30 protein-coding genes are annotated in these 25,011 nt (G+C 66.1%); 20 read left to right on the top strand and 10 right to left on the bottom strand.

Translation table 11 applies throughout. From position 1 onward, the window contains the following. The first annotated feature begins 1 nt into the window (after position 1). Together IE224_RS03215 and IE224_RS03210 are read left to right on the top strand one after the other, a co-directional pair. Positions 2–1,309 carry an erythromycin esterase family protein gene (locus IE224_RS03215; RefSeq protein WP_191308020.1) on the top strand — a complete coding sequence of 436 codons (1,308 nt, stop codon included), beginning with the start codon at positions 2–4 and terminating at the stop codon, positions 1,307–1,309. Between the two features lie 2 nt (positions 1,310–1,311). Next, entirely contained in the window at positions 1,312–1,959 is a 648-nt protein-coding gene (locus tag IE224_RS03210; RefSeq protein WP_191308018.1) for a phosphoribosyltransferase, read from the top strand. An 8-nt stretch (positions 1,960–1,967) separates the two neighbouring features. On the opposite strand, the gene IE224_RS03205 is transcribed toward IE224_RS03210, so the two are convergent. Beyond that, complete coding sequence (locus IE224_RS03205) at positions 1,968–2,537, bottom strand: cupin domain-containing protein (RefSeq protein WP_167623305.1); 570 nt, start codon at positions 2,535–2,537, stop codon at positions 1,968–1,970. 173 nt (positions 2,538–2,710) lie between these two features. Between IE224_RS03205 and tpa the strand changes: the two genes are divergently transcribed. Continuing rightward, positions 2,711–4,090, top strand: coding sequence for a hypotaurine--pyruvate aminotransferase Tpa (gene tpa / locus IE224_RS03200; RefSeq protein ID WP_191308016.1), 1,380 nt, complete (start codon positions 2,711–2,713; stop codon positions 4,088–4,090). Here the strand turns inward: tpa and IE224_RS03195 are convergent. Genes IE224_RS03195 through rph form a run of 6 tightly spaced genes read right to left on the bottom strand, consistent with a single transcriptional unit; the run spans position 4,087 to position 7,873 of the window. After that, positions 4,087–4,614: a DNA-3-methyladenine glycosylase gene (locus IE224_RS03195; RefSeq protein WP_373305502.1), complete on the bottom strand. Its 528-nt coding sequence runs from the start codon at positions 4,612–4,614 to the stop codon at positions 4,087–4,089. The genes tpa and IE224_RS03195 overlap by 4 nt on opposite strands. A 37-nt stretch (positions 4,615–4,651) precedes the next feature. Then, positions 4,652–5,005 carry a YbaN family protein gene (locus IE224_RS03190; RefSeq protein ID WP_191308012.1) on the bottom strand — a complete coding sequence of 118 codons (354 nt, stop codon included), beginning with the start codon at positions 5,003–5,005 and terminating at the stop codon, positions 4,652–4,654. A gap of 1 nt (position 5,006) precedes the next feature. Continuing rightward, positions 5,007–6,191: a radical SAM family heme chaperone HemW gene (hemW, locus tag IE224_RS03185; RefSeq protein WP_229849226.1), complete on the bottom strand. Its 1,185-nt coding sequence runs from the start codon at positions 6,189–6,191 to the stop codon at positions 5,007–5,009. Next, complete coding sequence (locus tag IE224_RS03180; RefSeq protein WP_202380078.1) at positions 6,188–6,562, bottom strand: RidA family protein; 375 nt, start codon at positions 6,560–6,562, stop codon at positions 6,188–6,190. The genes hemW and IE224_RS03180 overlap by 4 nt, the downstream gene beginning before the upstream one ends. Beyond that, on the bottom strand, positions 6,555–7,163 hold the full coding sequence (locus IE224_RS03175) for a non-canonical purine NTP pyrophosphatase (protein WP_167623302.1): 609 nt from the start codon (positions 7,161–7,163) through the stop codon (positions 6,555–6,557). The genes IE224_RS03180 and IE224_RS03175 overlap by 8 nt, the downstream gene beginning before the upstream one ends. Further along, positions 7,160–7,873, bottom strand: a complete 714-nt coding sequence (gene rph, locus IE224_RS03170; protein ID WP_191308010.1) for a ribonuclease PH — start codon at positions 7,871–7,873, stop codon at positions 7,160–7,162. The genes IE224_RS03175 and rph overlap by 4 nt, the downstream gene beginning before the upstream one ends. A gap of 70 nt (positions 7,874–7,943) precedes the next feature. Between rph and hrcA the strand changes: the two genes are divergently transcribed. The 11 genes from hrcA (at position 7,944) to IE224_RS03115 (ending at position 17,695) form a co-directional block, all read left to right on the top strand. Then, complete coding sequence (gene hrcA, locus IE224_RS03165; protein ID WP_191308008.1) at positions 7,944–8,999, top strand: heat-inducible transcriptional repressor HrcA; 1,056 nt, start codon at positions 7,944–7,946, stop codon at positions 8,997–8,999. A gap of 6 nt (positions 9,000–9,005) precedes the next feature. Beyond that, on the top strand, positions 9,006–9,536 hold the full coding sequence (locus tag IE224_RS03160) for a nucleotide exchange factor GrpE (RefSeq protein ID WP_167623299.1): 531 nt from the start codon (positions 9,006–9,008) through the stop codon (positions 9,534–9,536). 122 nt (positions 9,537–9,658) lie between these two features. Then, positions 9,659–10,243 (top strand): S-(hydroxymethyl)glutathione synthase, encoded by a 585-nt coding sequence (gene gfa / locus IE224_RS03155; protein WP_191308006.1) that lies wholly within the window; start codon positions 9,659–9,661, stop codon positions 10,241–10,243. 103 nt (positions 10,244–10,346) lie between these two features. After that, complete coding sequence (locus IE224_RS03150) at positions 10,347–11,477, top strand: S-(hydroxymethyl)glutathione dehydrogenase/class III alcohol dehydrogenase (protein ID WP_191308004.1); 1,131 nt, start codon at positions 10,347–10,349, stop codon at positions 11,475–11,477. Positions 11,478–11,553: 76 nt separating this feature from the next. Then, positions 11,554–12,192, top strand: coding sequence for an ATP-dependent Clp protease proteolytic subunit (locus IE224_RS03145; protein ID WP_167623296.1), 639 nt, complete (start codon positions 11,554–11,556; stop codon positions 12,190–12,192). Next, a complete protein-coding gene (locus tag IE224_RS03140; protein ID WP_167623295.1) occupies positions 12,189–12,707 on the top strand; it encodes a GNAT family N-acetyltransferase in 519 nt (172 codons plus the stop codon). Before IE224_RS03145 ends, IE224_RS03140 begins: the two co-directional genes overlap by 4 nt. After that, on the top strand, positions 12,697–13,530 hold the full coding sequence (gene fghA, locus IE224_RS03135) for an S-formylglutathione hydrolase (RefSeq protein ID WP_167623294.1): 834 nt from the start codon (positions 12,697–12,699) through the stop codon (positions 13,528–13,530). Before IE224_RS03140 ends, fghA begins: the two co-directional genes overlap by 11 nt. A gap of 168 nt (positions 13,531–13,698) precedes the next feature. After that, entirely contained in the window at positions 13,699–15,576 is a 1,878-nt protein-coding gene (locus IE224_RS03130) for a methanol/ethanol family PQQ-dependent dehydrogenase (RefSeq protein ID WP_167623293.1), read from the top strand. Between the two features lie 115 nt (positions 15,577–15,691). Continuing rightward, a complete protein-coding gene (locus IE224_RS03125) occupies positions 15,692–16,354 on the top strand; it encodes a c-type cytochrome, methanol metabolism-related (RefSeq protein ID WP_191308002.1) in 663 nt (220 codons plus the stop codon). A 1-nt stretch (position 16,355) separates the two neighbouring features. Continuing rightward, positions 16,356–17,168, top strand: coding sequence for a substrate-binding domain-containing protein (locus IE224_RS03120; RefSeq protein WP_167623291.1), 813 nt, complete (start codon positions 16,356–16,358; stop codon positions 17,166–17,168). Continuing rightward, on the top strand, positions 17,165–17,695 hold the full coding sequence (locus tag IE224_RS03115; RefSeq protein ID WP_191308000.1) for a PQQ-dependent catabolism-associated CXXCW motif protein: 531 nt from the start codon (positions 17,165–17,167) through the stop codon (positions 17,693–17,695). Before IE224_RS03120 ends, IE224_RS03115 begins: the two co-directional genes overlap by 4 nt. Here the strand turns inward: IE224_RS03115 and IE224_RS03110 are convergent. After that, on the bottom strand, positions 17,670–18,602 hold the full coding sequence (locus IE224_RS03110; RefSeq protein ID WP_191307998.1) for a YncE family protein: 933 nt from the start codon (positions 18,600–18,602) through the stop codon (positions 17,670–17,672). The two genes, IE224_RS03115 and IE224_RS03110, sit on opposite strands and share 26 nt — an antisense overlap. Next, entirely contained in the window at positions 18,599–19,153 is a 555-nt protein-coding gene (locus IE224_RS03105; protein ID WP_191308274.1) for an SRPBCC family protein, read from the bottom strand. Before IE224_RS03105 ends, IE224_RS03110 begins: the two co-directional genes overlap by 4 nt. 163 nt (positions 19,154–19,316) lie before the next feature. On the opposite strand from IE224_RS03105, the gene pedA1 reads away from it, so the two are divergent. From pedA1 to IE224_RS03075, 6 genes are all read left to right on the top strand, one after another. Then, a complete protein-coding gene (gene pedA1, locus IE224_RS03100; RefSeq protein WP_202380079.1) occupies positions 19,317–20,510 on the top strand; it encodes a lanthanide ABC transporter ABC transporter substrate-binding protein PedA1 in 1,194 nt (397 codons plus the stop codon). A gap of 17 nt (positions 20,511–20,527) precedes the next feature. Continuing rightward, entirely contained in the window at positions 20,528–21,493 is a 966-nt protein-coding gene (locus tag IE224_RS03095) for a YVTN family beta-propeller repeat protein (RefSeq protein WP_191307996.1), read from the top strand. Positions 21,494–21,529: 36 nt separating this feature from the next. Next, a complete protein-coding gene (locus IE224_RS03090; protein WP_191307994.1) occupies positions 21,530–22,096 on the top strand; it encodes a cupredoxin domain-containing protein in 567 nt (188 codons plus the stop codon). A 101-nt stretch (positions 22,097–22,197) separates the two neighbouring features. Next, the gene (gene pedB, locus IE224_RS03085; protein ID WP_191307993.1) at positions 22,198–22,917 is read left to right on the top strand and encodes a lanthanide ABC transporter ATP-binding protein PedB/LutE; all 720 of its coding nucleotides are present in this window, start codon (positions 22,198–22,200) and stop codon (positions 22,915–22,917) included. Further along, positions 22,914–23,735 (top strand): lanthanide ABC transporter permease protein PedC, encoded by an 822-nt coding sequence (gene pedC, locus IE224_RS03080; RefSeq protein WP_191307991.1) that lies wholly within the window; start codon positions 22,914–22,916, stop codon positions 23,733–23,735. Before pedB ends, pedC begins: the two co-directional genes overlap by 4 nt. Next, positions 23,732–24,325 carry a hypothetical protein gene (locus tag IE224_RS03075; protein WP_167623284.1) on the top strand — a complete coding sequence of 198 codons (594 nt, stop codon included), beginning with the start codon at positions 23,732–23,734 and terminating at the stop codon, positions 24,323–24,325. The genes pedC and IE224_RS03075 overlap by 4 nt, the downstream gene beginning before the upstream one ends. Here IE224_RS03075 and IE224_RS03070 read toward each other — a convergent pair. After that, positions 24,322–25,011, bottom strand: a complete 690-nt coding sequence (locus IE224_RS03070; RefSeq protein WP_191307989.1) for an HAD family acid phosphatase — start codon at positions 25,009–25,011, stop codon at positions 24,322–24,324. The two genes, IE224_RS03075 and IE224_RS03070, sit on opposite strands and share 4 nt — an antisense overlap.

Raw genomic sequence — 25,011 nt, 5'->3', positions numbered from 1 at the left:
CATGAAGAGCCGGGCGGGGGATCCCGGCCTTGCCCGGACCATGGCGGAAAGCTGCGAGCGGCTGGCGTCACCACAGGACGACGCTTTTTCAGACCCCTTCGACCGTTGGGCCCGGCACCGCGTCCTGATGCTGGGCGAGGCCAGCCACGGGACATCGGAATTCTACGCCGCCCGTGCCGCCATCACCCGGCGGATGATCGAACGGCACGGTACCCGGATCGTCGCGGTCGAGGCCGACTGGCCCGATGCCGCGGTCCTGAACCGCTTTGTCCGGGGAATGTCCTTGCCCGACGGCACGGCCCCGGCTTTCCAACGCTTTCCCCGCTGGATGTGGCGCAACCCGCAGATCTCAAGCCTGCTGGCCTGGATGCGCAACTGGAACAGCACCCGGCCTGCCGAAGACCAGGCGGGCTTCTATGGGCTGGACCTCTACAACCTCCATGCCTCGTTGCGGGCGGTGCTGGATTATCTGGATCGCACCGATCCGGATGCCGCCCGCTTGGCCCGCCAGCGTTACGGCTGCCTGGAACCCTGGGCCGACAGTCCCGAGGTTTATGGCCGCGCCGCTGGATCGGGCTATAGGGATTGCGAACGCGCCGTGGTCCAGCAATGCCGGGACCTGCTGGCGAAAAGGTTCGAGGATGGCCAAAGCCATGACCTGCTGGATGCGGCAGCCAATGCGCAACTGGTCGCCTCGGCCGAACGCTATTACCGCGTGATGTATCGCGGCGGTCCGGAATCGTGGAACCTGCGCGACACGCATATGGCCGATACGCTGGATCTGCTGCTTCGGGCAGGCGGACCGGATGCCAAGGCAGTGGTCTGGGCCCATAATTCTCATATCGGCGACGCCCGTGCGACCGAGATGGGCTCGCTTCGGCGCGAACACAATCTGGGCCAACTGGCCCGCGAACGCTGGGGCGAACAGGCCGCGCTGATCGGGTTCGGAACGGACCACGGAACGGTCACGGCTGCCGACGACTGGGACAGCCCCGGCAGGGTCATGACCGTGCGGCCATCGCGCCCGGACAGCTTCGAGGGCCATTGCCACGCGACCGGCATCGACCGCTTCCTGCTGGATCTGCGCGATCGGCCCGATCTGGTCCCCCGCTTGTCGCAGGATCTGCTGCAGCGGTTCATCGGCGTCATCTATCGTCCCGACAGCGAACGCTATAGCCATTACATGCAGGCCGATCCGGGCAGGCAATATGATGCCTGGGTCTGGTTCGATGAAACAACCGCGCTTGTTGCAGCCGAGGATGCCGGCAATGACGGCGCGCTTCCCGACACATGGCCCTTCGGGCTCTAGCCATGACGGGTCCGGCCTTCTTCGCTGACCGGACCGATGCCGGGCGGCAGCTTGCGGAACGCCTTGGGCATTTTCGGGGCAGGGATTGCGTTGTGCTGGCCTTGCCACGCGGCGGGGTGCCGGTCGCGCTTCCCGTCGCCTGGGCCTTGGATGCGCCGCTGGATCTGCTGTTCGTGCGCAAGATCGGCGCACCCCATCATCCCGAATATGCCATCGGTGCGGTGGTGGACGGGGCGGATCCGCAGGTCGTGCTGAACGACGATCTTCCCGCCCCGCTTGCCGCGCCCGGCGGATACGTGGACAGCCAGGTGCCGCTGCTGCTGGAGGAGATCAGGCGCCGCCGGAAGGCCTATCTGGGTGGGCGGCAGCCTATGCCGGTTCAGGGGCGGATCGTGGTCGTCGTGGATGACGGCATCGCGACAGGTGCCACCATGCTGGCGGCCTTGCGCGGGCTGGCCCGTCTGGACCCCGCGCAGGTCATCGTCGCGGTGCCCGTGGCTGCGGACGAGGCACTGGCCCGGCTGCGGGATGCGGCGGACCGGATCGTTTGCCTGCACATGCCCCGGCCGTTCCTGGCCGTGGGCCTGCATTACGCCGATTTCGACCAAGTCAGCGATGCCGAGGTCGTGGCAGCCCTGGCAGGTCGGTAGGCCGTTCCTCAGAAACTGGGGGGCGTGCAGGCGCTGACAACCTCGCAGACGGTGGTGCCGATGTTGCGGAAACGGTGGGGCAGGCTGCTGTTGAAGTAGTAGCCGTCCCCGGGATGAAGCACATTCACCTCGTCGCCGATGGTGACCTCCAGCGTGCCGCTGACGACGATACCGCATTCCTCGCCCGCATGGGACAGGACATGGCGTCCGGAACTGGTGGATGGCTCATAGAATTCGTGCAGCATCTGGATCGCCCGGCCGGGACGCTGCGCGGCCAGCAACAGATAGCGGATGCCCGGCGCGCCGATATTCACGTGATCCGCCCGGCGAAACACCTGCGCCTGGTCGGCCGATAGATCGAAGCTGAAGAAGGTTGCCAGATCCATCGGCACCGCGTCCAGGATCCGCTTGAGGACCGAGACCGAGGGCTTCAGCGACAGCGACTCGATCTGGGAAATCGTGCCGCTGCCCACGCCCGCGCGGCGCGCCAGTTCCCGCTGCGACAGGCCCACCGACCGGCGCACCACGCGCAGGCGCATGGCCACCAGCCGATCCTCGTCATCGTCCTGTCGGGCCATCGCTCGCCTGCTTCCCATCCGAAGCGGATGCTGCCAGAAACACGCAAAATCAACAAGCTGGCCGATGGCCGAAAATCACCATTGCCGAAACGGGGTGATCGGCTGACACTGGTGGCGATCTTGTCGCCCCCTGCGCGGCCCTGGTGCCGCCTGGCCTTGCCGGAGCCTGCCCCATGTCCCTCGACCATCCCGTCAACGACCTGTCCCATGTCGTCGCCGCCGACCGCGCCCATGTCTGGCACCACCTCAGCCAGCACAAGCAGTACGAAACCGTGGATCCGCGTGTCTTCGTCGAGGGCAAGGGGATGCGGTTGTGGGACACCAACGGGCGCGAATACCTGGACGGCGTGTCGGGCGGCGTCTGGACGGTCAATGTCGGCTACGGGCGGACTTCCATCGCCGATGCGGTGCGCGACCAGCTGGTCAAGCTGAACTACTATGCGGGCGCGGCGGGCACCGTGCCGGGCGCGCTGTTCGCCCAGCGGCTGATCGAGAAGATGCCGGGGATGACGCGGGTCTATTACTCGAACTCGGGGTCCGAGGCGAACGAGAAGGTCTACAAGATGGTCCGCCAGATCGCCGCGCGCCATCACGGCGGCAAGAAGTGGAAGATCCTCTACCGCGACCGCGATTATCACGGCACCACCATCGGCACGCTGGCGACAAGCGGGCAGGACCAACGGGCGATGCAATACGGCCCCTATCCCGACGGCTTCGTCCGCGTGCCCCATTGCCTGGAATACCGGGCGCAGTGGGACGTGGAAAACTATGGCGAACGCGCGGCGGACGCCATCGAGGAGGTGATCCTGCGCGAAGGCCCCGACACCGTGGGGGCGATCGTGCTTGAGCCGGTCACCGCAGGCGGCGGCGTCATTACCCCGCCCGAGGGATACTGGCAGCGCGTGCAGGAAATCTGCCGCAAGTACAACGTCCTTCTGCACATAGACGAGGTGGTCTGCGGCCTGGGCCGGACCGGCACCTGGTTCGGATACCAGCATTACGGCATCCAGCCCGACTTCGTGACCATGGCCAAGGGGGTTGCCTCGGGCTATGCGGCCATTTCCTGCACCGTCACCTCCGAGCGCGTCTTCGAGATGTTCAAGGACGATGCCTCTGACCCGATGGGCTATTTCCGCGACATCTCGACCTTCGGGGGCTGCACGGCAGGCCCGGTCGCGGCGCTGGAAAACATGCGCATCATCGAGGACGAGGGGCTGCTGGACAACACCATCGCCATGGGCGAGCGGGTGCTGGCGAACCTGCGGGCGCTGCAGGACAAGCACGCGGTGATCGGCAATGTCCGGGGCAAGGGCCTGTTCTGCGGGGCTGAACTGGTCGCGGATCGCGCCACCAAGGAACCCTTGGACGAAAAGCGCGTGCAGGCGGTGGTGGCCGACTGCCTGGCGCAGGGTGTCATCATCGGCGCCACGAACCGCAGCCTGCCGGGGCTGAACAACACCCTCTGCCTCTCGCCCGCCCTGATCGCCACCGAGAGCGATATCGACCGCATCACCGATGCCATCGACGGCGCACTGACGCGGGTGATGGCCTAGCCCGGGTGCGGGGGAAAGGGTCGGCTGAGGCCCTTGGCCCCCGCAAGCCCGAAGCGCCAGGGCAGATCCTGCGCACGGCTGATGCCGATGCGCGGCCCGACCAGCAGGTCCGGCCGGTCCCCGGACAAGGTGATCGACAGGTCCGTCCCGTCGAAGGGCGCGCCATCATCTTCGGGGCGGATGCCAAGCGCCTGGGTCAGCCGCCCCGGTCCATTGCACAGCATCGCGCTGTTGCGGCGCGTGGCCATCGCCTGGATTCCGGTGGTGGGGTCAAGGGCGCGGATCAGCACGGCCTCGCCGGGGCGGGCCACCACGTTCAGGCACAGGTGGATGCCGTAGGACCGATAGACATAGGCGTGGCCCGCCGGCCCGAACATCGAGGCATTGCGCGCCGTCGGTCCGCGAAAGCTGTGGGATGCGGGATCGTCGCGGGCGTAAGCCTCGGTCTCGATGATGGTCCCGCCCGCGCCGCGGACCAGCAAAGTCGCTCCGATCAGCCGCCGCGCCAGATCCACGGCACCCATGCCGGCGATCTGATCGCGGTTGGAACCAGGGGCCATGTCAGTATTCCGGACGGGTCACGACATAGGCGCCGATGGCGGTGCAGATCATCGCCTGGGTGACGACAACCCACAGCGGCATCCCGAGAAACAGGCTGAAACCCACGCCGCAGGCCATGGCCAGCGTCGCCCAGATCTTGGCCAGGCGGCTGATCGCGCCGCGTTCGCGCCAGGCCCGCACGGGCGGGCCATAGGTCGGGTGGTTCATGATGCGCCGTTCAAGCCGCGGGCTGGACCGGGCAAAGGCGGCGGCCGCCAGCAGCAGAAAGGGAACCGTGGGCACCACGGGCAGGGCGATCCCCACGATGCCCAGCCCCAGGGCGATCAGCCCAAGACCGTACCAGAGCGTGCGCATCCTAGGCCGCAAGTTCGCGCAAGACGGCGTTCAGAAGCGGGCGGCCCTCGCGCGTGGTGCGCAGGCGGCCGTCGCGACGTTCGACCATGCCAAGATCGGCCAGCCGGCGGATCGCGTCCTCGTCCAGCGGAGCATCCGCCAGCCGGGCATAGCGGGCCTCGTCCAGCCCCTCGGTCAGTCGCAGCGACATCAGCAGATACTCGGTAGCCTGTTCATCCATGGGCACCAACTCGCGCAGCGACTCGCCCGTTCCCCGTCCTTCAACAGCGTGAAGCCAGGCTCCGGGGGCGCGGTGCGCCTCGGTCGCGAAGCGCCCGCCGGCCAGGGTGATCCGGCCATGCGCACCGGGACCGACCGCCGCCCAATCCCCCTGCCGCCAATAGACAAGGTTGTGGCGGCTTTCCGAACCGGGGCGGGCGTGGTTCGAGGTCTCATAGCCCGCCATGCCGGCCGCCTCGCAGATGTCCTGCGTTTCCAGATACATGTCGGCGGCCAGGTCGTCGTCAGGCAGGTCGCGCAGCTTGCCCGCGGCCGCGCGGGCGCCAAATGCGGTGCCTGGCTCGATGGTCAACTGGTACAGCGACAGGTGGTCCACGGCCATGGACAGGGCCTGGGCCAGTTCCGCCCGCCAAGCCTCGCGCGTCTGGCCCTGGCGGGCATAGATCAGGTCGAAGCTGACCCGGTCGAAGCAGGACCGCGCCACGTCAAAGGCCGCCCGCGCCTCGGCCACTGAATGCATCCGGCCAAGGCGGCGCAGGTCGGGATCGTTCAGCGCCTGGATGCCCATGGACAGGCGGTTGACGCCCGCATCGGCAAAGCCCTGGAAGCGATTGCGTTCGACGCTGGTGGGGTTGGCCTCCAGCGTGATCTCGATGTCGTTGGCAAAGCCCCAGGCGGCGCGGGCGGCGCGCAGGACGGCATCCACGGTTTCCGGCTGCATCAGCGAGGGCGTGCCGCCGCCGAAGAAGATGCTGCCCAGGTGACGGCCGGGCAGTTCCGCGCCAAGCCGGGCGATCTCCGACGACAGCGCGGCAGCCCAGCGGGCCTGATCCACGGCAGGCACAACATGGCTATTGAAGTCGCAATAGGGGCACTTCGCCTGGCAGAAGGGCCAGTGGACATAAAGGCCAAAGCCCCCCGCCCGCCAGTCGGCATCCGCGAAGCTGTCGGGCCCCGGCATCATCATCCGCGCATCGCCGTGACTTCGACCTCGACCTTCATCTCGGGCCGGATCAGGCCCGCGATGACCATGGTGGCGGCAGGGCGGATCTCGCCCAGGGCCTCGCCCAGGGCGGGGGTAATCGCCTCCATCACGGTTGGGTCGGTGACGGTGTATTGCACGCGCACGATGTCCGCGGGGGCGAAGCCCGCTTCGGCCAGGGCCGAGAAGATCGTGCGAAAGCAGTTGCGCGCCTGTTCGCAGGGATCGTCGGGCATGGTCATGGTCGCATAGTCGTAGCCGGTTGTGCCCGACACGAAGCACCAGTCGCCCTTCACCACGGCGCGACTGTATCCCATGGCCGCCTCGAAGGGCGATCCGGTCGAGATCCTATGCAAAGCTGCCCCTTATCATCTGTTCCACCGCCCGCGCCCGGTGGCTGAGGCTGTTCTTCATGTCGGGCGGCATTTCCCCAAGGGTCACGTCATGCCCGTCCGGCATGAAGATGGGGTCATAGCCGTGGCCTTCAACCCCGCGCGGCGGCCAGACGACCTGGCCGGGCAGCACGCCCTCGAAGACCTCGTCATGGCCGTCGGGCCACATCAGGACCAAGGTGCAGCGGAATTGCGCGGCCCTGGGGCTAGGGGCGCCCCTCGCTTCCAACTCGTCCCAGGTGCGCTGCATGGCCATGCGGAAATCGCGGCCATTGCCGGTTTCGGCCCAGTCGGCGGTATGCACGCCCGGCGCGCCGTCAAGCGCATCGACGCAGATGCCGCTGTCGTCGGACAGCGCCGGCAGGCCCGTCGCCTGGACGGCGGCACGGGCCTTGATGCGGGCATTGCCGACAAAGGTGGTCTCGGTCTCGGCGGGTTCGGGAAGGCCTGCCTCGGCGGCGCCCATGACCTCGACGCCATAGGGCGCCAGAAGGGCGCGCATCTCGTCCAGCTTGCCCGCGTTGTGGGTGGCAACCAGCAGGCGCTTGCCGTCGAACCGCCTCATGCGACGGCGGCCTTCTGGGCTGCGACCAGTTCGGCCATGCCGCCTTCGGCCAGATCCAGAAGCTGGCCCATCTGGTCGCGGCTGAACGTGGCGCCCTCGGCCGACATCTGCACCTCGATCAGACGACCCGCGCCGGTCAGGACGAAATTGCCGTCGGTCCCGGCCTCGCTGTCCTCGGCGTAATCCAGATCCAGAACCGCCTGGCCGGCATAGATCCCGCAGGACACGGCCGCCACATGGTCCATGATCGGGTCGCTGGTGATCGCGCCCGCCTTCAGCAGCTTGTTCACTGCCAGCCGCAGCGCGACCCAGCCCCCGGTGATCGACGCGCAGCGCGTGCCGCCATCGGCCTGGATCACGTCGCAGTCGATGGTGATCTGGCGTTCGCCCAAGGCGCTGCGATCCACGCCTGCCCGCAGGGACCGGCCGATCAGCCGCTGGATTTCCTGGGTGCGGCCCGATTGCTTGCCCGCCGCGGCTTCGCGCCGGTTGCGGGTGTTGGTGGCGCGCGGTAGCATCCCGTATTCCGCCGTGACCCAGCCCAGTCCCGTGCCCTTCAGGAAGCGCGGCGGCGTTTCCTCCAGCGAGGCAGTGCACAGCACATGGGTATTGCCGACGCGGATCAGGCACGACCCTTCGGCATGGGCCATGACGCCGGTTTCGATTGAAATCGGACGCATTTGGCTTAGATTCCGGCCAGACGGGCGCATGGTTCATTCCTTTCGCGAAGATGCCGCCCCATACCGCCCCGGCGGCCCATCACGCAACCCTTCGAGGGACATGGACCAGAAGACACCCTTGCAGGACATGAACGACCGATCGCGCGAGATCTTCCGCCGCGTGGTCGAGATCTATCTGGAAACCGGCGAGCCGGTGGGTTCGCGCACCCTGACACGTGCCTTGTCCGAACGGCTCAGCGCGGCGACCGTTAGGAACGTGATGCAGGATCTGGAACTGATGGGGCTTCTGGACAGTCCCCATGTATCCGCCGGGCGGATGCCCTCGCAGCAGGGGCTGCGGCTGTTCGTGGACGGCATGATGGAGGTCGATACCGTCAACGCCACCGACCGCGCCGCCATCGACCAGACGCTGGGCAACGACGACCCGGAAACCGGCGTGCTGCTGGACCGGGTCAGCACCGCCCTGTCCTCGATCACGCGCGGCGCATCGCTGGTTCTGATGCCCAAGCACGAGGCGCCGATCCGCCATATCGAGTTTGTCAGCCTGGGGGCGGACCGGGCGCTTGTGGTGCTGGTCTTTGCCGACGGCCATGTGGAAAACCGCCTGTTCACGCCCCCCGTGGGCCAGACTCCGTCGTCGATGCGCGAGGCGGGCAATTTCCTGAACGCCATGGCCGAGGGAAAGACCCTGTCCGAACTGCGCGGCCATATCGGCCGGGAAATTGCCTCGCGCCGGCAGGAACTGGACGTGCTGGCCGCCGAACTGGTGCAGTCGGGGCTGGCGCTGTGGGACACCGAATCCCACGATCCGCGCTTGATCGTGCGAGGGCGCGCGAACCTTCTGGACCAGGAGGCCGCGGATCTTGACCGCATCCGCGTGCTGTTCGACGACCTGGAACGCAAGCGCGACATCGTCGAGTTCCTGGAACTGGCGGAAAAGGGCGACGGGGTGCGGATCTTCATCGGGTCGGAAAACAAGCTTTTTTCGCTTTCGGGTTCCGCTCTGGTGGTTTCACCCTATATGAATGCCGACCGAAAGATTGTAGGCGCGGTTGGCGTCATCGGACCGACGCGGCTGAACTATGGCCGCATCGTGCCGATTGTCGATTATACCGCGCAGCTGGTCGGGCGGGTGCTGTCCGGCCGGAAAGGATGAAAGACGATGAACGAGCAGAACGAACAGCCCATTGACGACATCCTGGCGGATCCGCTGGCCGATCCGGCGGGCGAGATCGCGGCCCTGACCGCCGAGCGCGACGAATTGCGCGACAAGTGGATGCGCGCCCTGGCCGATGCCGAGAACTCGCGCAAGCGCGCCGACAAGGACCGCCGCGACGCCGAGCAGTATGGCGGATCGCGCCTGGCCCGCGACCTGCTGCCGGTCCACGACGCTTTGACACGCGCCTTGGATGCGGCCGGCGACGAACAGCGCGCCGCGGCCGCCGCCCTCATCGAGGGGGTCGAGCTGACCCTGCGCGAACTGTCCAACGTCTTCGCCAAGCACGGCATCACCGTCATCACCCCCGCGGCGGGCGACAAGTTCGACCCCAGCGAACACGAGGCCATGTTCGAGGCTGCCGTTCCCGGCACCATCGCCGGAGAGATCATCCAGGTGATGGACAATGGCTTCCGCCTGCATGACCGGCTGCTGCGCCCGGCCAAGGTCGGCGTTTCCTCGACCCCCGCAAGCTGATCCGGCAAGCTGGCCATCGGGGCGCCCCGGCCGCCGGGGCGCTACAACCTTCATCTGACTTGCCGAAATGTCCCGATGGCGCGACGTTGGGAAGACGTTCGGTTCATCGGGAGGGAAGGACCATGGCCAGCACTGATGGGGTAAAGATACACCCCGCCGTGGATCACGGCATAAAGCAAGGCAATTCCAGTTTTGCGGGCGGCACGCTGACCTGCAAATGCGCCACGAACCCCGTGAAGGTCCGGGTCGGCGCCCAGACCGCCCATAACCATGTTTGCGGCTGCACCAAGTGCTGGAAGCCCGATGGGGCGATCTTCAGCATGGTGGCGGTCGTGTCGCGCGACGCGATCCAGGTTCTGGAGAATGGCGACAAGCTGCGTGTCGTCAACAAGGACGCGCCGATCCAGCGTTACGCCTGCACTGGCTGCGGCGTTCACATGTATGGCCGGATCGAGAACAAGGACCATCCCTTCTACGGCCTTGATTTCGTCCATACCGAACTGTCGGACGAGCCCGGCTGGTCGGCCCCCGAATTCGCGGCCTTTGTCAGTTCCGTCATCGAGTCCGGCGTCGATCCGTCGCGCATGGACGGCATTCGGGCGCGGCTGCGCGAACTGGGGCTGGAACCCTATGACGCGCTCTCGCCGCCCCTGATGGACGCCATCGCGACCCATCTGGCCAAGCGTTCCGGCGCCCTGGCTGCTTGACGGACCGCAGATCCCTGAACAAAACCAGGGGGCCGCGACGCGGCCCCTTCGGCCTTGACCGCCCGTGGCACCACGGGACGCCCGAACGAACAGGAGACAGACAATGAGAACCCGTGCAGCCGTGGCCCTTGAGGCTGGCAAGCCGCTGGAAGTGATGGAAGTCAACCTCGAAGGCCCGAAAGAGGGCGAGGTGATGATCGAGATCAAGGCTACCGGCATCTGCCACACCGACGAATTCACCCGGTCTGGCGACGATCCGGAAGGTCTGTTCCCGGCGATCCTGGGCCATGAAGGCGCGGGCGTGGTGGTCGAGGTCGGCCCCGGCGTGAAGTCGGTCAAGCCGGGCGACCACGTGATCCCGCTTTACACGCCCGAATGCCGCGAATGCCCGTCCTGCCTGTCGGGCAAGACCAACCTCTGCACCCGGATCCGCGCGACCCAGGGCCAGGGCCTGATGCCGGATGGGACCAGCCGGTTCTCGATGCTGGATGGCACGCCGATCCACCACTACATGGGCTGCTCGACCTTCTCGAACTTCACGGTGCTGCCCGAAATCGCGGTGGCCAAGGTCCGCGAGGACGCGCCCTTCGACAAGATCTGCTATATCGGCTGCGGCGTCACCACCGGCATCGGCGCGGTCATCAATACCGCCAAGGTCGAGATCGGCGCCAAGGCGGTGGTCTTTGGCCTGGGCGGGATTGGGCTGAACGTGATCCAGGGCCTGCGTCTGGCGGGCGCGGACATGATCATCGGCGTCGACCTGAACAACGACAAGAAGGAAATGGCCGAACGCTTCGGCATGACCCACTTCGTCAACCCCAAGGAAATCGACGGTAGCATCGTCCAGCACATCGTCGAGATGACGAAGACGCCCTTCGACCAGATCGGCGGCGCGGATTATTCCTTCGACGCGACCGGCAGCACCAAGGTGATGCGCGACGCGCTGGAATGCACCCATCGCGGCTGGGGACAGTCGGTCATCATCGGCGTGGCGGCCGCAGGCGCGGAAATCAGCACGCGTCCGTTCCAACTGGTCACCGGCCGGGTCTGGAAAGGCACTGCCTTCGGCGGCGCGCGCGGGCGCACCGATGTGCCGAAGATCGTCGACTGGTACATGGACGGCAAGATCGAGATCGACCCGATGATCACCCACACCATGCCGCTGGACGACATCAACAAGGGCTTCGACCTGATGCACAAGGGCGAGTCGATCCGCTCGGTCGTCCTTTACTGATCCTTCAGGGCTGCTTAGGTAAAAGAACGGCGGGGCCATGGTCCCGCCGTCGCCATGAGATAAAAGGAGCAGGCCGATGCGTCACCAGTGGCTGGACGATGACGACGACGAACCGGAAGAGGACGACCGCCGCCACGAGGGCGAGAAGGACGGCGGCCTGGGCCTTCCCGAAGGCGACAAGATCGGCAAGCTGTACTTCAAGTCGCGCACGGTGATTGTCGCGGGCACGATCAATGACAAGCTGGCGCAGCGCACCGTGGCCCATCTGCTGGCCCTGGCCGAGGACAGCGACAAGCCGATCAACATGCTGATCTCCTCGCCCGGCGGGCATGTGGAATCGGGCGACATGATCCATGACGTGATCAAGTTCATCCGTCCCACCGTGCGCACCATCGGATCCGGCTGGGTCGCCAGCGCCGGCGCGCTGATCTTCGTCGCGGCAAAGCAGGAAAACCGCTATTGCCTGCCCAACACGCGCTTCCTGATCCATCAGCCCTCGGGCGGGATCGGCGGCACGTCGTCGGACATGATGATCCAGGCGGAACAGGTGCGCCTGATGCGCGACCGGCTGAACCAGATCTTCGCCGACGCGACCGGCCAGACGGTCGAGCGGATCGAGAAGGACACGCAGCGTGACTTCTGGTTGAACACCCAGGAAGCACTGGACTATGGCCTGCTGGGCAAGGTCATCCGCAGCGTGGACGAATTGAAATGACGGGGCAGGGCGGAATCACCATCCGCCCCGCCGCCAGTGCCGACCAAGACGCCATCTGGGCGATCCTGGAACCGGTCTATCGCGCGGGTGAAACCTATTGCATCCCGCGCGACATTTCCCGCGATGACGCCCTGGCCGACTGGTTCGGCAAGCCCTTCACGGCCTTCGTGGCCTTGGCCGACGGCCGGATCCTGGGCACCAGCCATGTCGGCGCGAACCGGCCGGGCGGCGGATCCCACGTCGCCAACGCGTCCTTCGCCACGCATCCAGACGCGCGCGGCAAGGGCATCGCCCGCGCCCTGGTCGATCATGCCAAGTCCTGGGCCGCCGCGCAGGGCTTTGCCGCGATGCAGTTCAACTTCGTCGTCTCGACCAATGCCGACGCCCTCCATTTGTGGCAGAAGGCCGGATTTGCCATTGTCGGCCGCCTGCCGGGGGCGTTTCTTCACCCCAGCCTGGGGCCGGTCGACGGCCTGGTCATGTTTCAAAAACTGGAGGTGTCGCATGACGCTTGAAACCCTTTCGGAAAACCGCAGCTTCGGCGGCACGCAGGGCGTTTACCGCCACCGTTCGCAATCGACCGGCACGGACATGACCTTTGCGGTCTTCATGCCGGAACTGGTGGCGCATGAACGCGTGCCGGTGCTGTGGTATCTGTCGGGCCTGACCTGCACCCATGAAAACGCCATGACCAAGGCCGCCGCCCAGCAGTGGTGCGCCGAGGCGGGGATCGCCATCGTCTTCCCCGACACCTCGCCCCGCGGCGACGGCGTGGCCGATGACGAGGCCTATGACCTGGGCAAGGGTGCAGGCTTCTATGTCAACGCGACGCAGGATCCCTGGGCCCCGCATTTCCAGATGTGGCAATACATCGTCCACGAACTGCCCGAGCTGGTCGCCGGCAACTTCGCCATCGACGCCGAGGCGATGGGCATCACCGGCCATTCGATGGGCGGGCACGGCGCGCTGACCATCGCCATGACCCATCCCGAACGCTTCCGGTCCGTCTCGGCTTTCGCGCCCATCGCAAACCCCACCGAATCCGACTGGGGCCAGAAGCAGCTTTCGGCCTATCTTGGCGATGACCGCAGCTCCTGGCGCGCCCATGACGCGACGATCCTGATGACGGAACGCGGCTACCCCGGCGAGGTGCTGATCGACCAGGGCAGCGCGGATCAGTTCCTGGACAAGCTGCGGCCCGAATCGCTGGCCCAGGCCATGATGGCACGCCGCCAGCCGGGGCAGTTCCGGATGCAGCCGGGCTATGACCACAGCTATTTCTTTGTCCAGTCCTTCATGGCCGATCATGTGATGTGGCACGCCGAAAGGCTGCTGTAAAAGCTTGCCGAAGTTTCCCGTCCGTCCTGGCAATTCAGACCTAAGACTTTAGGGGCAATTGCCGGGACGGCTGATTGACGCAAGGCATTGTCCACCAAAGACTACCTCCAGGACGGCGATGGGAGGAGGGAACCCGTCGCACGCTTCCAACAGCGGAGGAACACATCCATGAAAAGATTGCTGAACAGCACGGTTGCCGTGCTGCTTCTGACGGGCACGGCAGGCTGGGCCAATGACAGCGTCCTGGCCGAAACCGCCAAGCCGGAACAATGGGCGATCCAGACCGGCAACTATGCCAACACGCGCTATTCCGAATTGGACCAGATCAACCGCGACAACGTGGGCGATCTGCGGGTGGCCTGGACCTTCTCGACCGGCGTGCTGCGCGGGCACGAGGGCAGCCCCCTTGTGATCGGGGACATCATGTATGTCCACACGCCCTTCCCGAACAACATTTTCGCCCTGGACCTGGCCAATGAGGGCAGGATCCTGTGGCGCTACGAGCCGCAGCAGGATCCCGAAGTCATCGCGGTCATGTGCTGCGACACCGTGTTCCGTGGCGTGGCCTATGCCGACGGGCTGATCCTGTCGCACCAGGCGGACACGACGCTTGTCGCCCTTGACGCCAAGACGGGGGAAGTGAAGTGGCAGGTCAAGACCGGCGATCCGGCCATCGGCGAGACGAACACCGCGACCGTCCTGCCGGTCAAGGACAAGGTGATCGTCGGCGTCTCGGGCGGCGAATACGGCGTGCGTGGCCGCGTCACCGCCTATAGCCTGGCCGACGGATCCGAGGTCTGGAAGGCCTATTCGACCGGCCCGGACGCGGAAATGCTGGTCGACCCCGAAAACACGACCCATCTGGGCAAGCCGATCGGCGCCGACAGCAGCCTCAACAGCTGGGAAGGCGACCAGTGGAAGATCGGTGGCGGCACCACCTGGGGCTGGTATTCCTATGACCCGGACCTGAACCTGATCTATTACGGGACCGGCAACCCCTCGACCTGGAACCCGTCGCAGCGGCCGGGCGACAACAAGTGGTCGATGACCATCATGGCCCGCGATGCCGATACCGGCATGGCCAAGTGGTTCTACCAGATGACGCCCCATGACGAGTGGGATTACGACGGCGTCAACGAGATGATCCTGACGGATCAAGAAATCGACGGCCAGCCGCGCAAGCTGCTGACCCATTTCGACCGCAACGGCCTGGCCTATACGCTGGACCGCGAAACCGGCGAACTGCTGGTGGCCGAGAAGTATGACCCGGCGGTGAACTGGACCACCGGCGTGGACATGGATCCGAACTCGGAAACCTATGGCCGTCCGCAGGTCGTGGCCGAATACTCGACCGCCCAGAACGGCGAGGACACGAACACCACCGGCATCTGCCCCGCGGCCCTTGGCACCAAGGACCAGCAGCCGGCGGCCTATTCGCCCAAGACCCAGACCTTCTACGTGCCGACGAACCACGTCTGCATGGACTACGAACCCTTCCGCGTCGCCTATACTGCGGGCCAGCCCTATGTCGGCGCCACGCTGTCGATGTATCCGGCGCCCGACAGCCATGGCGGCATGGGCAACTTCATCGCCTGGGACAACGTCGAGGGCAAGATCAAGTGGTCCCTGCCCGAGAAGTTCTCGGTCTGGTCCGGCGCCCTTGCGACGGCTGGCGACGTGGTCTTCTACGGCACGCTTGAAGGCCACCTGAAGGCGATCGATGCCGAAACGGGCGAGGAGCTTTACCGCTTCAAGACCCCGTCCGGGATCATCGGCAACGTGATGACCTATGTCCATGGCGGCAAGCAGTATATCGGCATCCTGTCGGGCGTCGGTGGTTGGGCGGGCATCGGCCTTGCGGCTGGTCTGACCAACCCGAACGAAGGCCTGGGCGCCGTTGGCGGCTATGCGGCGCTGTCGGACTATACCGAACTCGGCGGCCAGCTGACCGTGTTCGAACTGCCCGGCGAAGCCTCGGCCTCGGCCGCGCCTGCTGCCGACCCTGCAGCGGAACCGGCCCCGGCGGAAGGCGGCACCAGCGGCTAATACTTTCGGCCCGCTAACGTAAAGTTGCGCTATCCAACATTCCCCCCGAGGTTAATCTCGGGGGGAATTTTGCCTGAAGAGGACGGGTAAATTGGACTTTGGGAGGAAAGACAGCATGAAAGCCATCACCAGCCTTGTGTCGCTGGTTCTTGTCACAACGGTGGCAACGACCGCCCTGGCGCAGGACACGACAACCCAGACCCCGCCGGCCGCCGAGGCAGGCGCAGGCGCGGCTGCCGCGACCTCTGGCGCTGCCCCGGCGGCGGAACCTGCGGCCGAGGCCGGGGATACGGCCGGCGGAAACGACGCGCCCGTCGAGATGGCCGAAGGTGAAACCACCCTGCCGAACGGCATGGACGTCACCGCTGTCACGCAGGAAAACGGCCGCTGGTACAATGCCGAAGGCATTCCGACCTTCAAGATCGAGAACGGCGTGGTCGATTTCGCCACCTTCAACGGCTTCCGCCGCTATCACGCGGAATGCCATGTCTGCCACGGACCCGACGGCGAAGGCTCGACCTATGCGCCCGCCTTGAAGAATTCGGTGCTGCGGATGGATTATTACGAGTTCCAGGAAGTGGTGGCATCGGGCAGGCAGGGCACCAACTCGGTCATGCCGGCCTTCGGGACCAACAAGAACGTCTGGTGCTATGTCGACGACATCTATGTCTATCTCCTGGCCCATGGGACAGGCGAAATCCCGCGCGGTCGGCCGGCGGAACGCGCCGACAAGTCCGAGGAATACACGGCGCAGGAAGATTCCTGCATGTCGATGTAAGATGGCTGTCATCCGCTGGCTGATGGTGGCATTGGCCCTGGGCGCGGCTCCGGCCACGGCCCAGGTTGCGGATCTGCGTTCGACGACGCAGTTCCGCGTCTGCGCGGACCCCGCCAATGCGCCCATGTCGACGCGCGACGGGTCTGGGTTCGAGAACAAGCTGGCCGAGGCTTTCGGTGAATGGCTGGGCCTGCCGGTCGCCTATACCTGGTTCCCGTCGGGCATGGGCTTCATCGCCAAGACCTTGCGGGCGGGGGAATGCGACGTGGTCATGGGCTATGCCCAGGGCGACGAACTGGTGCAGAACACCAACCATTACTACACCTCGGTCTTTGGCATCATCACCCGCAAGGACAGCGACCTGGCGGGCGTCGACCACTTGTCCGACCCGGCGCTGAAGGGCCATCCGATCGGCGTGATCGCCGGATCGCCGCCCGCCTCGATCATGGCGCGGGCGGGGCTTGCCAAGGACATGCGGGGCGCCGACCTGTTCGTGGACCGTCGGGTCGAGGATCCGGTGGGCGACCTGATTGCAGGCGTCAAGGACGGCACGCTGGACGCGGCCGTGCTGTGGGGTCCGCTGGCGGGCCCCCGGGTCAAGGCCGATCCCGAATTGCAGTTCACGCCGCTGTTGAAGGAAACCGCGGGGCCGAAGATGTTCTATCGGATCACGATGGGGGTGCGTCTGCCGGAACAGGAATGGAAGCGGGAACTGAACAGCCTGATCCGCCGCCACCAGGACGAGATCAACGCCATCCTGACCGAGGCTGGCGTGCCACTTGTCGACGACTATGGCAAGGAACTGATCCAATGATCCGTGCGGTCCTGCTAGCCTTGCTGCTGGCGGGACCGGCCGCCGCCCAGGTGCCCGAACCGGACAGCTACCGGGGCGAGCCCTACCGGGCCCCCGTGCCCGAAACGCTGCAGGGCGCGACTGTCGTGGATGCAGCCCAGGCCTTGCGCCTGCACGCGGAAGGCGTGCCGTTCCTGGACGTCCTGCCGCGCAAGAAGCGACCCGAAGGCCTGCCCGAGGGCACGATCTGGCGCGAACCGCCGCATGACACCATCCCCGGAGCCATCTGGCTGTCCGATACCGGATGGGAGGCTCTGGCCCCGGCCGAACAGGCGCGGCTGGAACGCGGGCTGGAACAGGCGACGGGGGGCGATCGCGCCCGGCCACTGGTGATCTTTTGCCGCAGCGACTGCTGGATGAGCTGGAATGCCGCCCGCCGGGCGGTTGCCTTGGGCTATACCGCCGTCCACTGGTTCCCGGGCGGGATCGAGGGGTGGCAGCAGGCCGGTGGCGCGCCGCTGGTCAGGGCGACACCTGCCGACCCGTGAATTGCCCAAAGGCGCGGGGACCGGATGGCAGACCGATCTCGGCGGTGATGGCCAGGGTTTCGGCATCGACCACGACCAGCGTGTCGGATTCCCAATTGGCGACCACCACGCCGTCGCCATCCGGCAGCGCGCCGATGCCTTCGGGATAGTCGCCGACGGCGATTTCATCCTGCACCGTCAAGGTGGCCGGGTCGAAGACCGTCAGCGTGCCGTCATACTGGTTGGTCACGAAACCCCGTCCCCCCGCAAAGGCCACGGCATAGGGATGGCTGCCGGTGGCAACCTGTCCCGCAAGCATCCCCGCCACCGGGTCGATCACGGACAGGCTGTTGCCCTGCACATCCGCCGTCCAGAACCGCCCGTCGTGCCAGGTGATGCCGAAGGGATGGGGGCCGGCAGTCTTGACGCGGTGGAGCAGGGCACCGGTCCGCCCGTCGAAGATGCTGACCTGATCGTCGTCGCGATCCGCGGTGGCGACCAGGGCGCCGTCCGCGCTGGCCGCGACCCCGGCGGGTGCGGCGCCGGTCGGGACCTCCCACGCCTTTTGCAGGTTCCGGTCCAGGTGGATCAGTCGCGCCGCGAACCAGTCGGTGACGAACAGCCCGCCTTGCGGCGCTGCAGCCAGCCCGAAGGCCCCTTCGCCCAGGTTGCGGCTGGCCTTCACCCCGCCGCGTTCGTCCAGCACGTAAAGCCGCCCGGTATCGGCGGCCATTACATAAGCCCGTGCCGCAACGGGGTCATAGGCCACCGCCGCGGGCTTTCCCGCCACCGGCGTCTGGGCCAGAACCTCGCCCGATTGCAGATCCACCAGTGTCACCATTTCGGCGTTCTGGCTGGTCACGAAAGCCAAATCCCCCGCGAATGCGGGGGATGCCGACAGGATCAGGGCAAGGACCGTGCGCCTCACTCGGCCTTGCCGAAGCGTTCGGCCAAGGCGTCGAGGCCCGCCTGATAGATGCCGTCCACGGCGGCCATGGCCGTATCGTCGTTCAGATTGGCCGGCGGATCGTTGTTGGGATAGCCGCGATAGAAGCCGCCCTTCCAGATCACCTCGGCCTTGCCGTCCTTGTCCTTGACCTGAAGGGTCGAGGAATAGTTCGTCACCGGCAAGACCTCGACCGCGACATCGGTGATCATGTACTTGTATTGCCGCTTTTCAGGGTCGATCGCCATCAGCTGTTCAGTGATAGTCGGGTCGCCGCTTTCGGCCTTCAGGTGCAGGATCCGCGTCGATTCGTCGGGAACATCGGCGGCGGCGCCTTCGGGCGTCATTTCGGTGCGGTCAACCGCAGGGTGCCAGCTCATGTCGTCGAACTTGCCGATGGCCTCCCACACCTCGTCGGGGGTGGCGTTCAGGACGACCGACTTCTCGGTCTTCAGGCGAGAGGGTCCGTGCGCCTCGGCGGTGACGGTCAGGGCCAGCGTCGCGGCGACGGCCAGGCCCAGGATCTTGTGCATCATCTGTTCCGCTTTCCTTCCAATCCCCGTCGACCATGCGACGACCGCCCCCGCCCGTCCATAAGACCTAAGACTGATCCAAATCTTCCCGGCCGCCGCGGGAACAAAAACCGTCTTGCCGCAGGGCCGGCCGCATCCCAACATGATCCAAGGGAGACGTAAAATGTTCAAGGGAATCATAGGACTTTTGGTTGGTGCCTCGGCACTGGCCGGGGCCGCATTGGCCCAGCAGCCCCAGCCCGAGATGCAGCTGATCCGGGCTGCCGTCCTGCGCGTTGACGAGGAAAGATTGCCCCCCATCTCGCGTCTCGACCTGCCGGTCGAGGATCAAGGATTCGCGGGCGCGCGCCTGGCGATCGAGGACAACGACACGACCGGCCGCTTCATGGGGCAGGACTTCGAGGCCGTCGAGGTCATCGCCAGCCCCGACACCGCGGGGGCCGAGCTGGACAAGCTTCTGGCCGAGGGCATCCAGTTCGTCGTTCTTCTGGCCGATGACCGGACCACGCTGGCCCTTGCCGACCAGGCGGGCGACCGCGCGATGCTGCTGAACGCCCGCGCGCGGGGGGACAACCTGCGCGGGGCCGACTGCCGCTTCAACACCATCCACGTCGCGCCCAGCCACGCCATGCTGGCCGACGGGCTGGCGCAGTTCCTGATGTGGAAGAACTGGCCCGACTGGCTGCTGGTCACCGGCAGCCACCCCGAGGACGAGGCCCTTGCCGCCGCCTATCGCCGCGCGGCCGCTAAGTTCGGCGCAAGGATCGTCGAGGAACGCGTGTTCGAGGATACCGGCGGCGCCCGCAGCACCGATTCCGGCCATGTCCAGGTTCAGGCGCAAATGCCCGTCTTCACGCAGCGCGCGCCCGACTACGACGTGCTGATCGCCACGGACGAAAGCGACGTCTTCGCGCCCTATCTGCCCTATCTGACCTGGGATCCGCGCCCGGTGGCCGGATCGGCGGGGCTGGTTCCGCGCAGTTGGCACCCGGCGATGGAGGCCTGGGGCGGGATGCAGTTCCAGAACCGCTTCGAGCGCCTGGCGAACCGCCCCATCCGAGAGGAAGATTACCAAGCTTGGCTGGCGTTGCGCATCGTGGGCGAGGCCGCGACCCGCACCCAGTCCGCCGATCCCGCCGAACTGCGCGCCTTCATCCTGTCCCCGCAGTTCGACGTGGCGGGCTTCAAGGGGCAAAAGCTGACCGTGCGGGACTGGGACCACCAGGTCCGCCAGCCGATCCTGCTGACCACCGGGCTTCTGACCACCTCGGTCAGCCCGCAGGACCAGTATCTGCACCAGACCAGTGCGCTTGACACGCTGGGGATCGACCGTCCCGAAACCGAATGTTCATTCTGAGAGGTTCCATGCGTTCCATGAAGCGACTTCTGGTCCTGGCCCCCGCAATGGTTCTGCTGGCCGAACCCGCGCTTGCCAACCGCGTCTTCGTCTCCAACGAAAAGGGCAACGACGTCACCGTTCTGGACAGCGAGACGCTGGAGGTGATCGGCACCTATCCCGTCGGCAACCGGCCGCGCGGCATCACCATTTCCCCCGACGGGACCGAGCTTTACGTCTGCGCGTCCGACGACAACCTGGTCCGGGTCTTCGATCCGAACACGATGGAGGAGATGCATACCCTGCCGTCCGGCCCCGACCCGGAACTGTTCGTGCTGCACCCGTCCGGCAACCCGCTCTATATCGCCAACGAGGATGACAACCTCGTCACCGTCGTGGACGTGAAGTCCAAGCAGGTGCTGGCCGAAATCCCCGTGGGCGTCGAACCCGAGGGAATGGGCGTCAGCCCCGACGGCAAGATCGTCATCAACACGTCGGAAACGACGAACATGGCGCATTTCATCGACACCGACACATTCGAGATCGTGGCCAATGTCCTGGTCGATTCCCGCCCCCGCTTTGCCGAGTTCAACCATGACGGCACGAAGCTGTATGTCAGCGCGGAAATCGGCGGCACGATCAGCGTGATCGACCCCGCCACGCAGGAGATCACGAAGAAGATCACCTTCGAGGTGCCCGGCGTGCTGCCCGAGGCGATCCAGCCGGTCGGCGTGCGGGTGACGAATGACGGCAAGAAGGTCTTCGTGGCGCTTGGGCCGTCGAACCGCGTGGCCGTGATCGACGGCGAGACGGACGAGGTCAAGGATTACCTTCTGGTCGGCCAGCGGGTTTGGCAGATGGCCTTCACCCCGGACGAGAAATACCTGTTCACCACCAACGGCAACTCGAACGACGTGTCGGTCATCGATGTCGCCGCCGAGGAGGTGATCAAGTCCGTCCAGGTGGGCCAGCAGCCCTGGGGCGTGGTGGTCGCGCCCAACTGATCCGGTCCCAACAGATTCATCAACAAAGGATAAAACATGACCCGTTTGCTGACCGTTCTGATGATCATGGCCGGCCTGTCCGTCCCCGCCGCCGCGCAGGACGCCGCCGCCAACGAAGGCGCCGCTGCGACCGAAGCCGCGCCCGATGCCGCACCCGAGGAAGACGAAGAAGAGGAAGAGGAGGAGGAAGCGGGCGGCGAGGCGGCCGCCACCTATGATGCCCAGGGCAAGTTCGATTATGGCTTCTCGGGCATCATGGCGCGGGACAACCGCACCGACCTGGCGCCGCTGACTCTGGCATCGGGTTCGCCAGTCGCGGGGGACGAATACACGCTGAAATCGGGCGGTTTCTACCGCATCGCCATCAATGCCGACGGCAGCCAGGAGCTTGCGCTGTCGGGGGGCGACTTCTTCCGGTCGATCTGGATCAACGAGATCGTCATCAACGACATCGAGATCCGCCCGATGGGTGTCCACAGCATCGAGTTCGACAATGCCGGAACCGCCGTGATCAGCTTTGTGGCGATCACGCCGGGCCGCTATACGCTGTCGATCCCGGGGTCGTCGGGCGAAAGCCAGCAGGCCGTCTTCAACATCCAATGACCCGATCCGGGACCATGCGCCGACTTGACAGCGCAGGTCCCGCCTGACGAGGTGCGCAGGGGCGGATGTCAAATCCGCCCCGACAGCAATACAGGACCCCCATGGACGCGCTTCGCATCACCGGCCTGTCGCACAATTTCGGCAGCGTCCAGGCATTGTCGGACGTGTCGCTGACCGTTCCGCGCGGCAGCTTCACCGCGCTTCTTGGGGTGAACGGCGCGGGCAAGACCACGCTGTTCTCGCTGGTGACGCGGCTCTACAGCAATGTCTCGGGCAGCATCGAGGTTGCCGGCCACGACCTGCGCCGCCAGCCTGCGCAGGCGATGGCCCGGCTGGGCGTCGTCTTCCAGAGCCGCGCCTTGGATGCGGACCTGACGGTCGCGCAGAACCTGGCCTATCACGCCGCCCTGCACGGCATCGCCCGCCGCGCCGCCCGCGACCGGACCCGGCAGGTCCTGGCCCAGGTGGGGCTTGAGGCGCGGGCCGATGACCGGGTCTCGGCCCTGTCAGGCGGCCAGCAGCGCCGGGCCGAGATCGCGCGCGCGCTGATGCACCGCCCTGACCTGCTGCTGCTGGACGAGGCGACGGTGGGCCTGGACGTGAAGTCGCGGGCCGAGGTCCTGGCCCTGACCCGCCGCCTGATCGCAGCCGAGGGCGTGTCGGCATTGTGGGCCACCCATATCATGGACGAGATCCAGCCCGACGACGACCTGGTGATCCTGCACAAGGGACGCGTCCTCAGCCAGGGCAAGGCATCCTCGATTGCCGGACCCTCGGGCCTGACCCAGTCCTTCCTTGCCCTGACGGGAACCGCCGCATGACGGAACGCCGTTTTCCCGCATCCGCCTGGGCCACCGCCTTCCGCGGCATCGCCTGGCGCGAGACGCTGCGCTTCGTCCAGCAGCGCGGCCGGTTCCTGGCGGCCCTGGTGCGTCCGCTGGTCTGGCTGTTCATCTTCGCGGCCGGTTTCCGCGCCGTGCTGGGCCTGTCGATCACGCCGCCCTACCAGACCTATGTCCTCTACGAGGTCTATGTGACCCCCGGGCTGGTCGCGATGATCCAGCTGTTCAACGGGATGCAGTCATCGCTGTCGATGGTCTATGACCGCGAGACCGGGGCGATGCGGACGCTGCTGGTCAGCCCCTTTCCCCGCTGGTTCCTGCTGGGATCGAAGCTGATGGCGGGGGTGATCGTTTCGATCATCCAGGCCTATGCCTTTCTGCTGATCGCCTGGTTCTGGGACATCCGGCCGCCTGCCTGGGGCTATGTCGCGGTGCTGCCAGCCCTGGTCCTGTCGGGGCTGATGCTGGGCGCGTTGGGGCTGTTCCTGTCATCCGCGATCCGGCAGTTGGAAAATTTTGCGGGCGTGATGAACTTCGTGATCTTCCCGATGTTCTTCGCGTCATCGGCGCTTTATCCGCTGTGGCGGATGCAGGAAAGCTCGCCCCTGCTGCACGACATCTGCGCGGCCAATCCCTTCACCTATGCGGTCGAACTGATCCGCTTCGCGCTGTACCTGCAGATCAACTGGCAGGCCCTGGAGATCGTCGCGGGCTGCCTTGCGGTCTTCTTCGGGGGCGCCGTCTTCATGTATGATCCCGCCAAGGGCCTGTGGGCCAGAAGGAAGGAGAGGGGATGAAATACCTTGTCGCACTGGCGATCCTCGCCGCCGCGCCCGCTTTCGCGGCCACCGGGACCGATCCCGAATGGCCCTGCATCCAGCGGAAGCAGCCGCATCTGTCGCTGGGCCAAGTCTGGACGGGTCCCGTGCCCGACGACCGGATCGCCGAACTGGCCCGCGACCCGCAGATCGACGCGCTTGCCGCCCGGCTGGAACAGCGCCGCCTGCCAATCGAGGAGGCCGAGGCCGCCATCGCCGACTTTGCCGCAGGGGCCGACGATGCCCGCCTGACCGCGCTGATGGTCGCGATCTTCAACAAGATCGAGCCTGACCGGTCCGCCTTGATCGACGGCATCGCCCGATACGGGCGCAGCCAGGTTTCGCTGTCCCAGCGGATCGAGGAACGCCGCGCGCAGATGGCGGAACTTGAAGCCGCCGCCGATCCCGACTTCGACGCCATCGACGCCGCCGAAGAGGCGCTTGACTGGGATCAGCGCATCTTCACCGAACGCCAGCAATCGCTGACCTATGTCTGCGAAACGCCGGTGATCCTGGAACAGCGCGCCTTCGCCCTGGGTCGCGCCATCGCAGGTCACCTGGGCGACTAGCGGGGCTTGGGCGCCTCCCACGGGCGCAGTTCGGCCTCCATCCAGGTGCCGTGGGCCGCGTTGGGGAAGACTATCCAGTCTTCGCCAAAGCGGTCGGCGTGGTCACTGGCAAGTTGGTGCTGCTCTTCCAGCGTGACGCCCGCGAAGCAGCCGTGGAAATCGTGCAGCGTGTCGCCCAGGTGCAGGATAATGCGGTGGTCGCGTTCCACGGCAGCGCGGCGTTCGGCCTTGGGCGGGCCGAACAGCAGGACCTGGTCCGCATGGACCTGCGGCAGGCCCAGGCGGGACAGGGTGGCGATGGTCGCCAGCTTGTTTTCCTCGAACCGGTCCGAGACATAGAAGATCGTCACGCCCAGCCTGTCGGCCAGGTGGAAGAAATCGCTCGCGCCCGGCAGCAGATGCGGCGTGCCCTCGCGTTCCCACATCTTCCAGGTCTCGAACCCGTCCAGATGTTCGCCCAGGGTCATGGCATGGGCCATGACGGCGGTATTGTCCAGGATCGTCTCGTCGATGTCGCTGACCACGGCCAGGCCCTTGCCGGTGCCACTGGCGTCAACCGCCGCGCGCAGGCGCAGCGTCGCCAGCGCATAGCATTGGCGTTGCAGGGCCTTCACCTCGGCCGACAGTTGCTGATAGCGGATCGCAATGGCGCGTTCCGAAGGGTGGTGGCGGGGCGGGCTTGTCAT

Origin of the sequence: Paracoccus aerius (assembly GCF_014656455.1) — a bacterium.
Classification (GTDB): domain Bacteria; phylum Pseudomonadota; class Alphaproteobacteria; order Rhodobacterales; family Rhodobacteraceae; genus Paracoccus; species Paracoccus aerius.
Note: the sequence above shows the minus strand (reverse complement) of the source record. Positions and strands in the feature narration are given on the sequence as shown.

Bases quoted from the DNA above. Each gene is read 5' to 3' on its own strand.
- IE224_RS03215 (WP_191308020.1), top strand. From the start codon at position 2: ATGAAGAGCCGGGCGGGGGATCCCGGCCTTGCCCGGACCATGGCGGAA.
- IE224_RS03210 (WP_191308018.1), top strand. From the start codon at position 1,312: ATGACGGGTCCGGCCTTCTTCGCTGACCGGACCGATGCCGGGCGGCAG.
- IE224_RS03205 (WP_167623305.1), bottom strand. From the start codon at position 2,537: ATGGCCCGACAGGACGATGACGAGGATCGGCTGGTGGCCATGCGCCTG.
- tpa (WP_191308016.1), top strand. From the start codon at position 2,711: ATGTCCCTCGACCATCCCGTCAACGACCTGTCCCATGTCGTCGCCGCC.
- IE224_RS03195 (WP_373305502.1), bottom strand. From the start codon at position 4,614: ATGGGTGCCGTGGATCTGGCGCGGCGGCTGATCGGAGCGACTTTGCTG.
- IE224_RS03190 (WP_191308012.1), bottom strand. From the start codon at position 5,005: ATGCGCACGCTCTGGTACGGTCTTGGGCTGATCGCCCTGGGGCTGGGC.
- hemW (WP_229849226.1), bottom strand. From the start codon at position 6,191: ATGATGATGCCGGGGCCCGACAGCTTCGCGGATGCCGACTGGCGGGCG.
- IE224_RS03175 (WP_167623302.1), bottom strand. From the start codon at position 7,163: ATGAGGCGGTTCGACGGCAAGCGCCTGCTGGTTGCCACCCACAACGCG.
- rph (WP_191308010.1), bottom strand. From the start codon at position 7,873: ATGCGCCCGTCTGGCCGGAATCTAAGCCAAATGCGTCCGATTTCAATC.
- hrcA (WP_191308008.1), top strand. From the start codon at position 7,944: ATGGACCAGAAGACACCCTTGCAGGACATGAACGACCGATCGCGCGAG.
- IE224_RS03160 (WP_167623299.1), top strand. From the start codon at position 9,006: ATGAACGAGCAGAACGAACAGCCCATTGACGACATCCTGGCGGATCCG.
- gfa (WP_191308006.1), top strand. From the start codon at position 9,659: ATGGCCAGCACTGATGGGGTAAAGATACACCCCGCCGTGGATCACGGC.
- IE224_RS03150 (WP_191308004.1), top strand. From the start codon at position 10,347: ATGAGAACCCGTGCAGCCGTGGCCCTTGAGGCTGGCAAGCCGCTGGAA.
- IE224_RS03145 (WP_167623296.1), top strand. From the start codon at position 11,554: ATGCGTCACCAGTGGCTGGACGATGACGACGACGAACCGGAAGAGGAC.
- IE224_RS03140 (WP_167623295.1), top strand. From the start codon at position 12,189: ATGACGGGGCAGGGCGGAATCACCATCCGCCCCGCCGCCAGTGCCGAC.
- fghA (WP_167623294.1), top strand. From the start codon at position 12,697: ATGACGCTTGAAACCCTTTCGGAAAACCGCAGCTTCGGCGGCACGCAG.
- IE224_RS03130 (WP_167623293.1), top strand. From the start codon at position 13,699: ATGAAAAGATTGCTGAACAGCACGGTTGCCGTGCTGCTTCTGACGGGC.
- IE224_RS03125 (WP_191308002.1), top strand. From the start codon at position 15,692: ATGAAAGCCATCACCAGCCTTGTGTCGCTGGTTCTTGTCACAACGGTG.
- IE224_RS03120 (WP_167623291.1), top strand. From the start codon at position 16,356: ATGGCTGTCATCCGCTGGCTGATGGTGGCATTGGCCCTGGGCGCGGCT.
- IE224_RS03115 (WP_191308000.1), top strand. From the start codon at position 17,165: ATGATCCGTGCGGTCCTGCTAGCCTTGCTGCTGGCGGGACCGGCCGCC.
- IE224_RS03105 (WP_191308274.1), bottom strand. From the start codon at position 19,153: ATGCACAAGATCCTGGGCCTGGCCGTCGCCGCGACGCTGGCCCTGACC.
- pedA1 (WP_202380079.1), top strand. From the start codon at position 19,317: ATGTTCAAGGGAATCATAGGACTTTTGGTTGGTGCCTCGGCACTGGCC.
- IE224_RS03095 (WP_191307996.1), top strand. From the start codon at position 20,528: ATGAAGCGACTTCTGGTCCTGGCCCCCGCAATGGTTCTGCTGGCCGAA.
- IE224_RS03090 (WP_191307994.1), top strand. From the start codon at position 21,530: ATGACCCGTTTGCTGACCGTTCTGATGATCATGGCCGGCCTGTCCGTC.
- pedB (WP_191307993.1), top strand. From the start codon at position 22,198: ATGGACGCGCTTCGCATCACCGGCCTGTCGCACAATTTCGGCAGCGTC.
- pedC (WP_191307991.1), top strand. From the start codon at position 22,914: ATGACGGAACGCCGTTTTCCCGCATCCGCCTGGGCCACCGCCTTCCGC.
- IE224_RS03075 (WP_167623284.1), top strand. From the start codon at position 23,732: ATGAAATACCTTGTCGCACTGGCGATCCTCGCCGCCGCGCCCGCTTTC.
- IE224_RS03070 (WP_191307989.1), bottom strand. From the start codon at position 25,011: ATGACAAGCCCGCCCCGCCACCACCCTTCGGAACGCGCCATTGCGATC.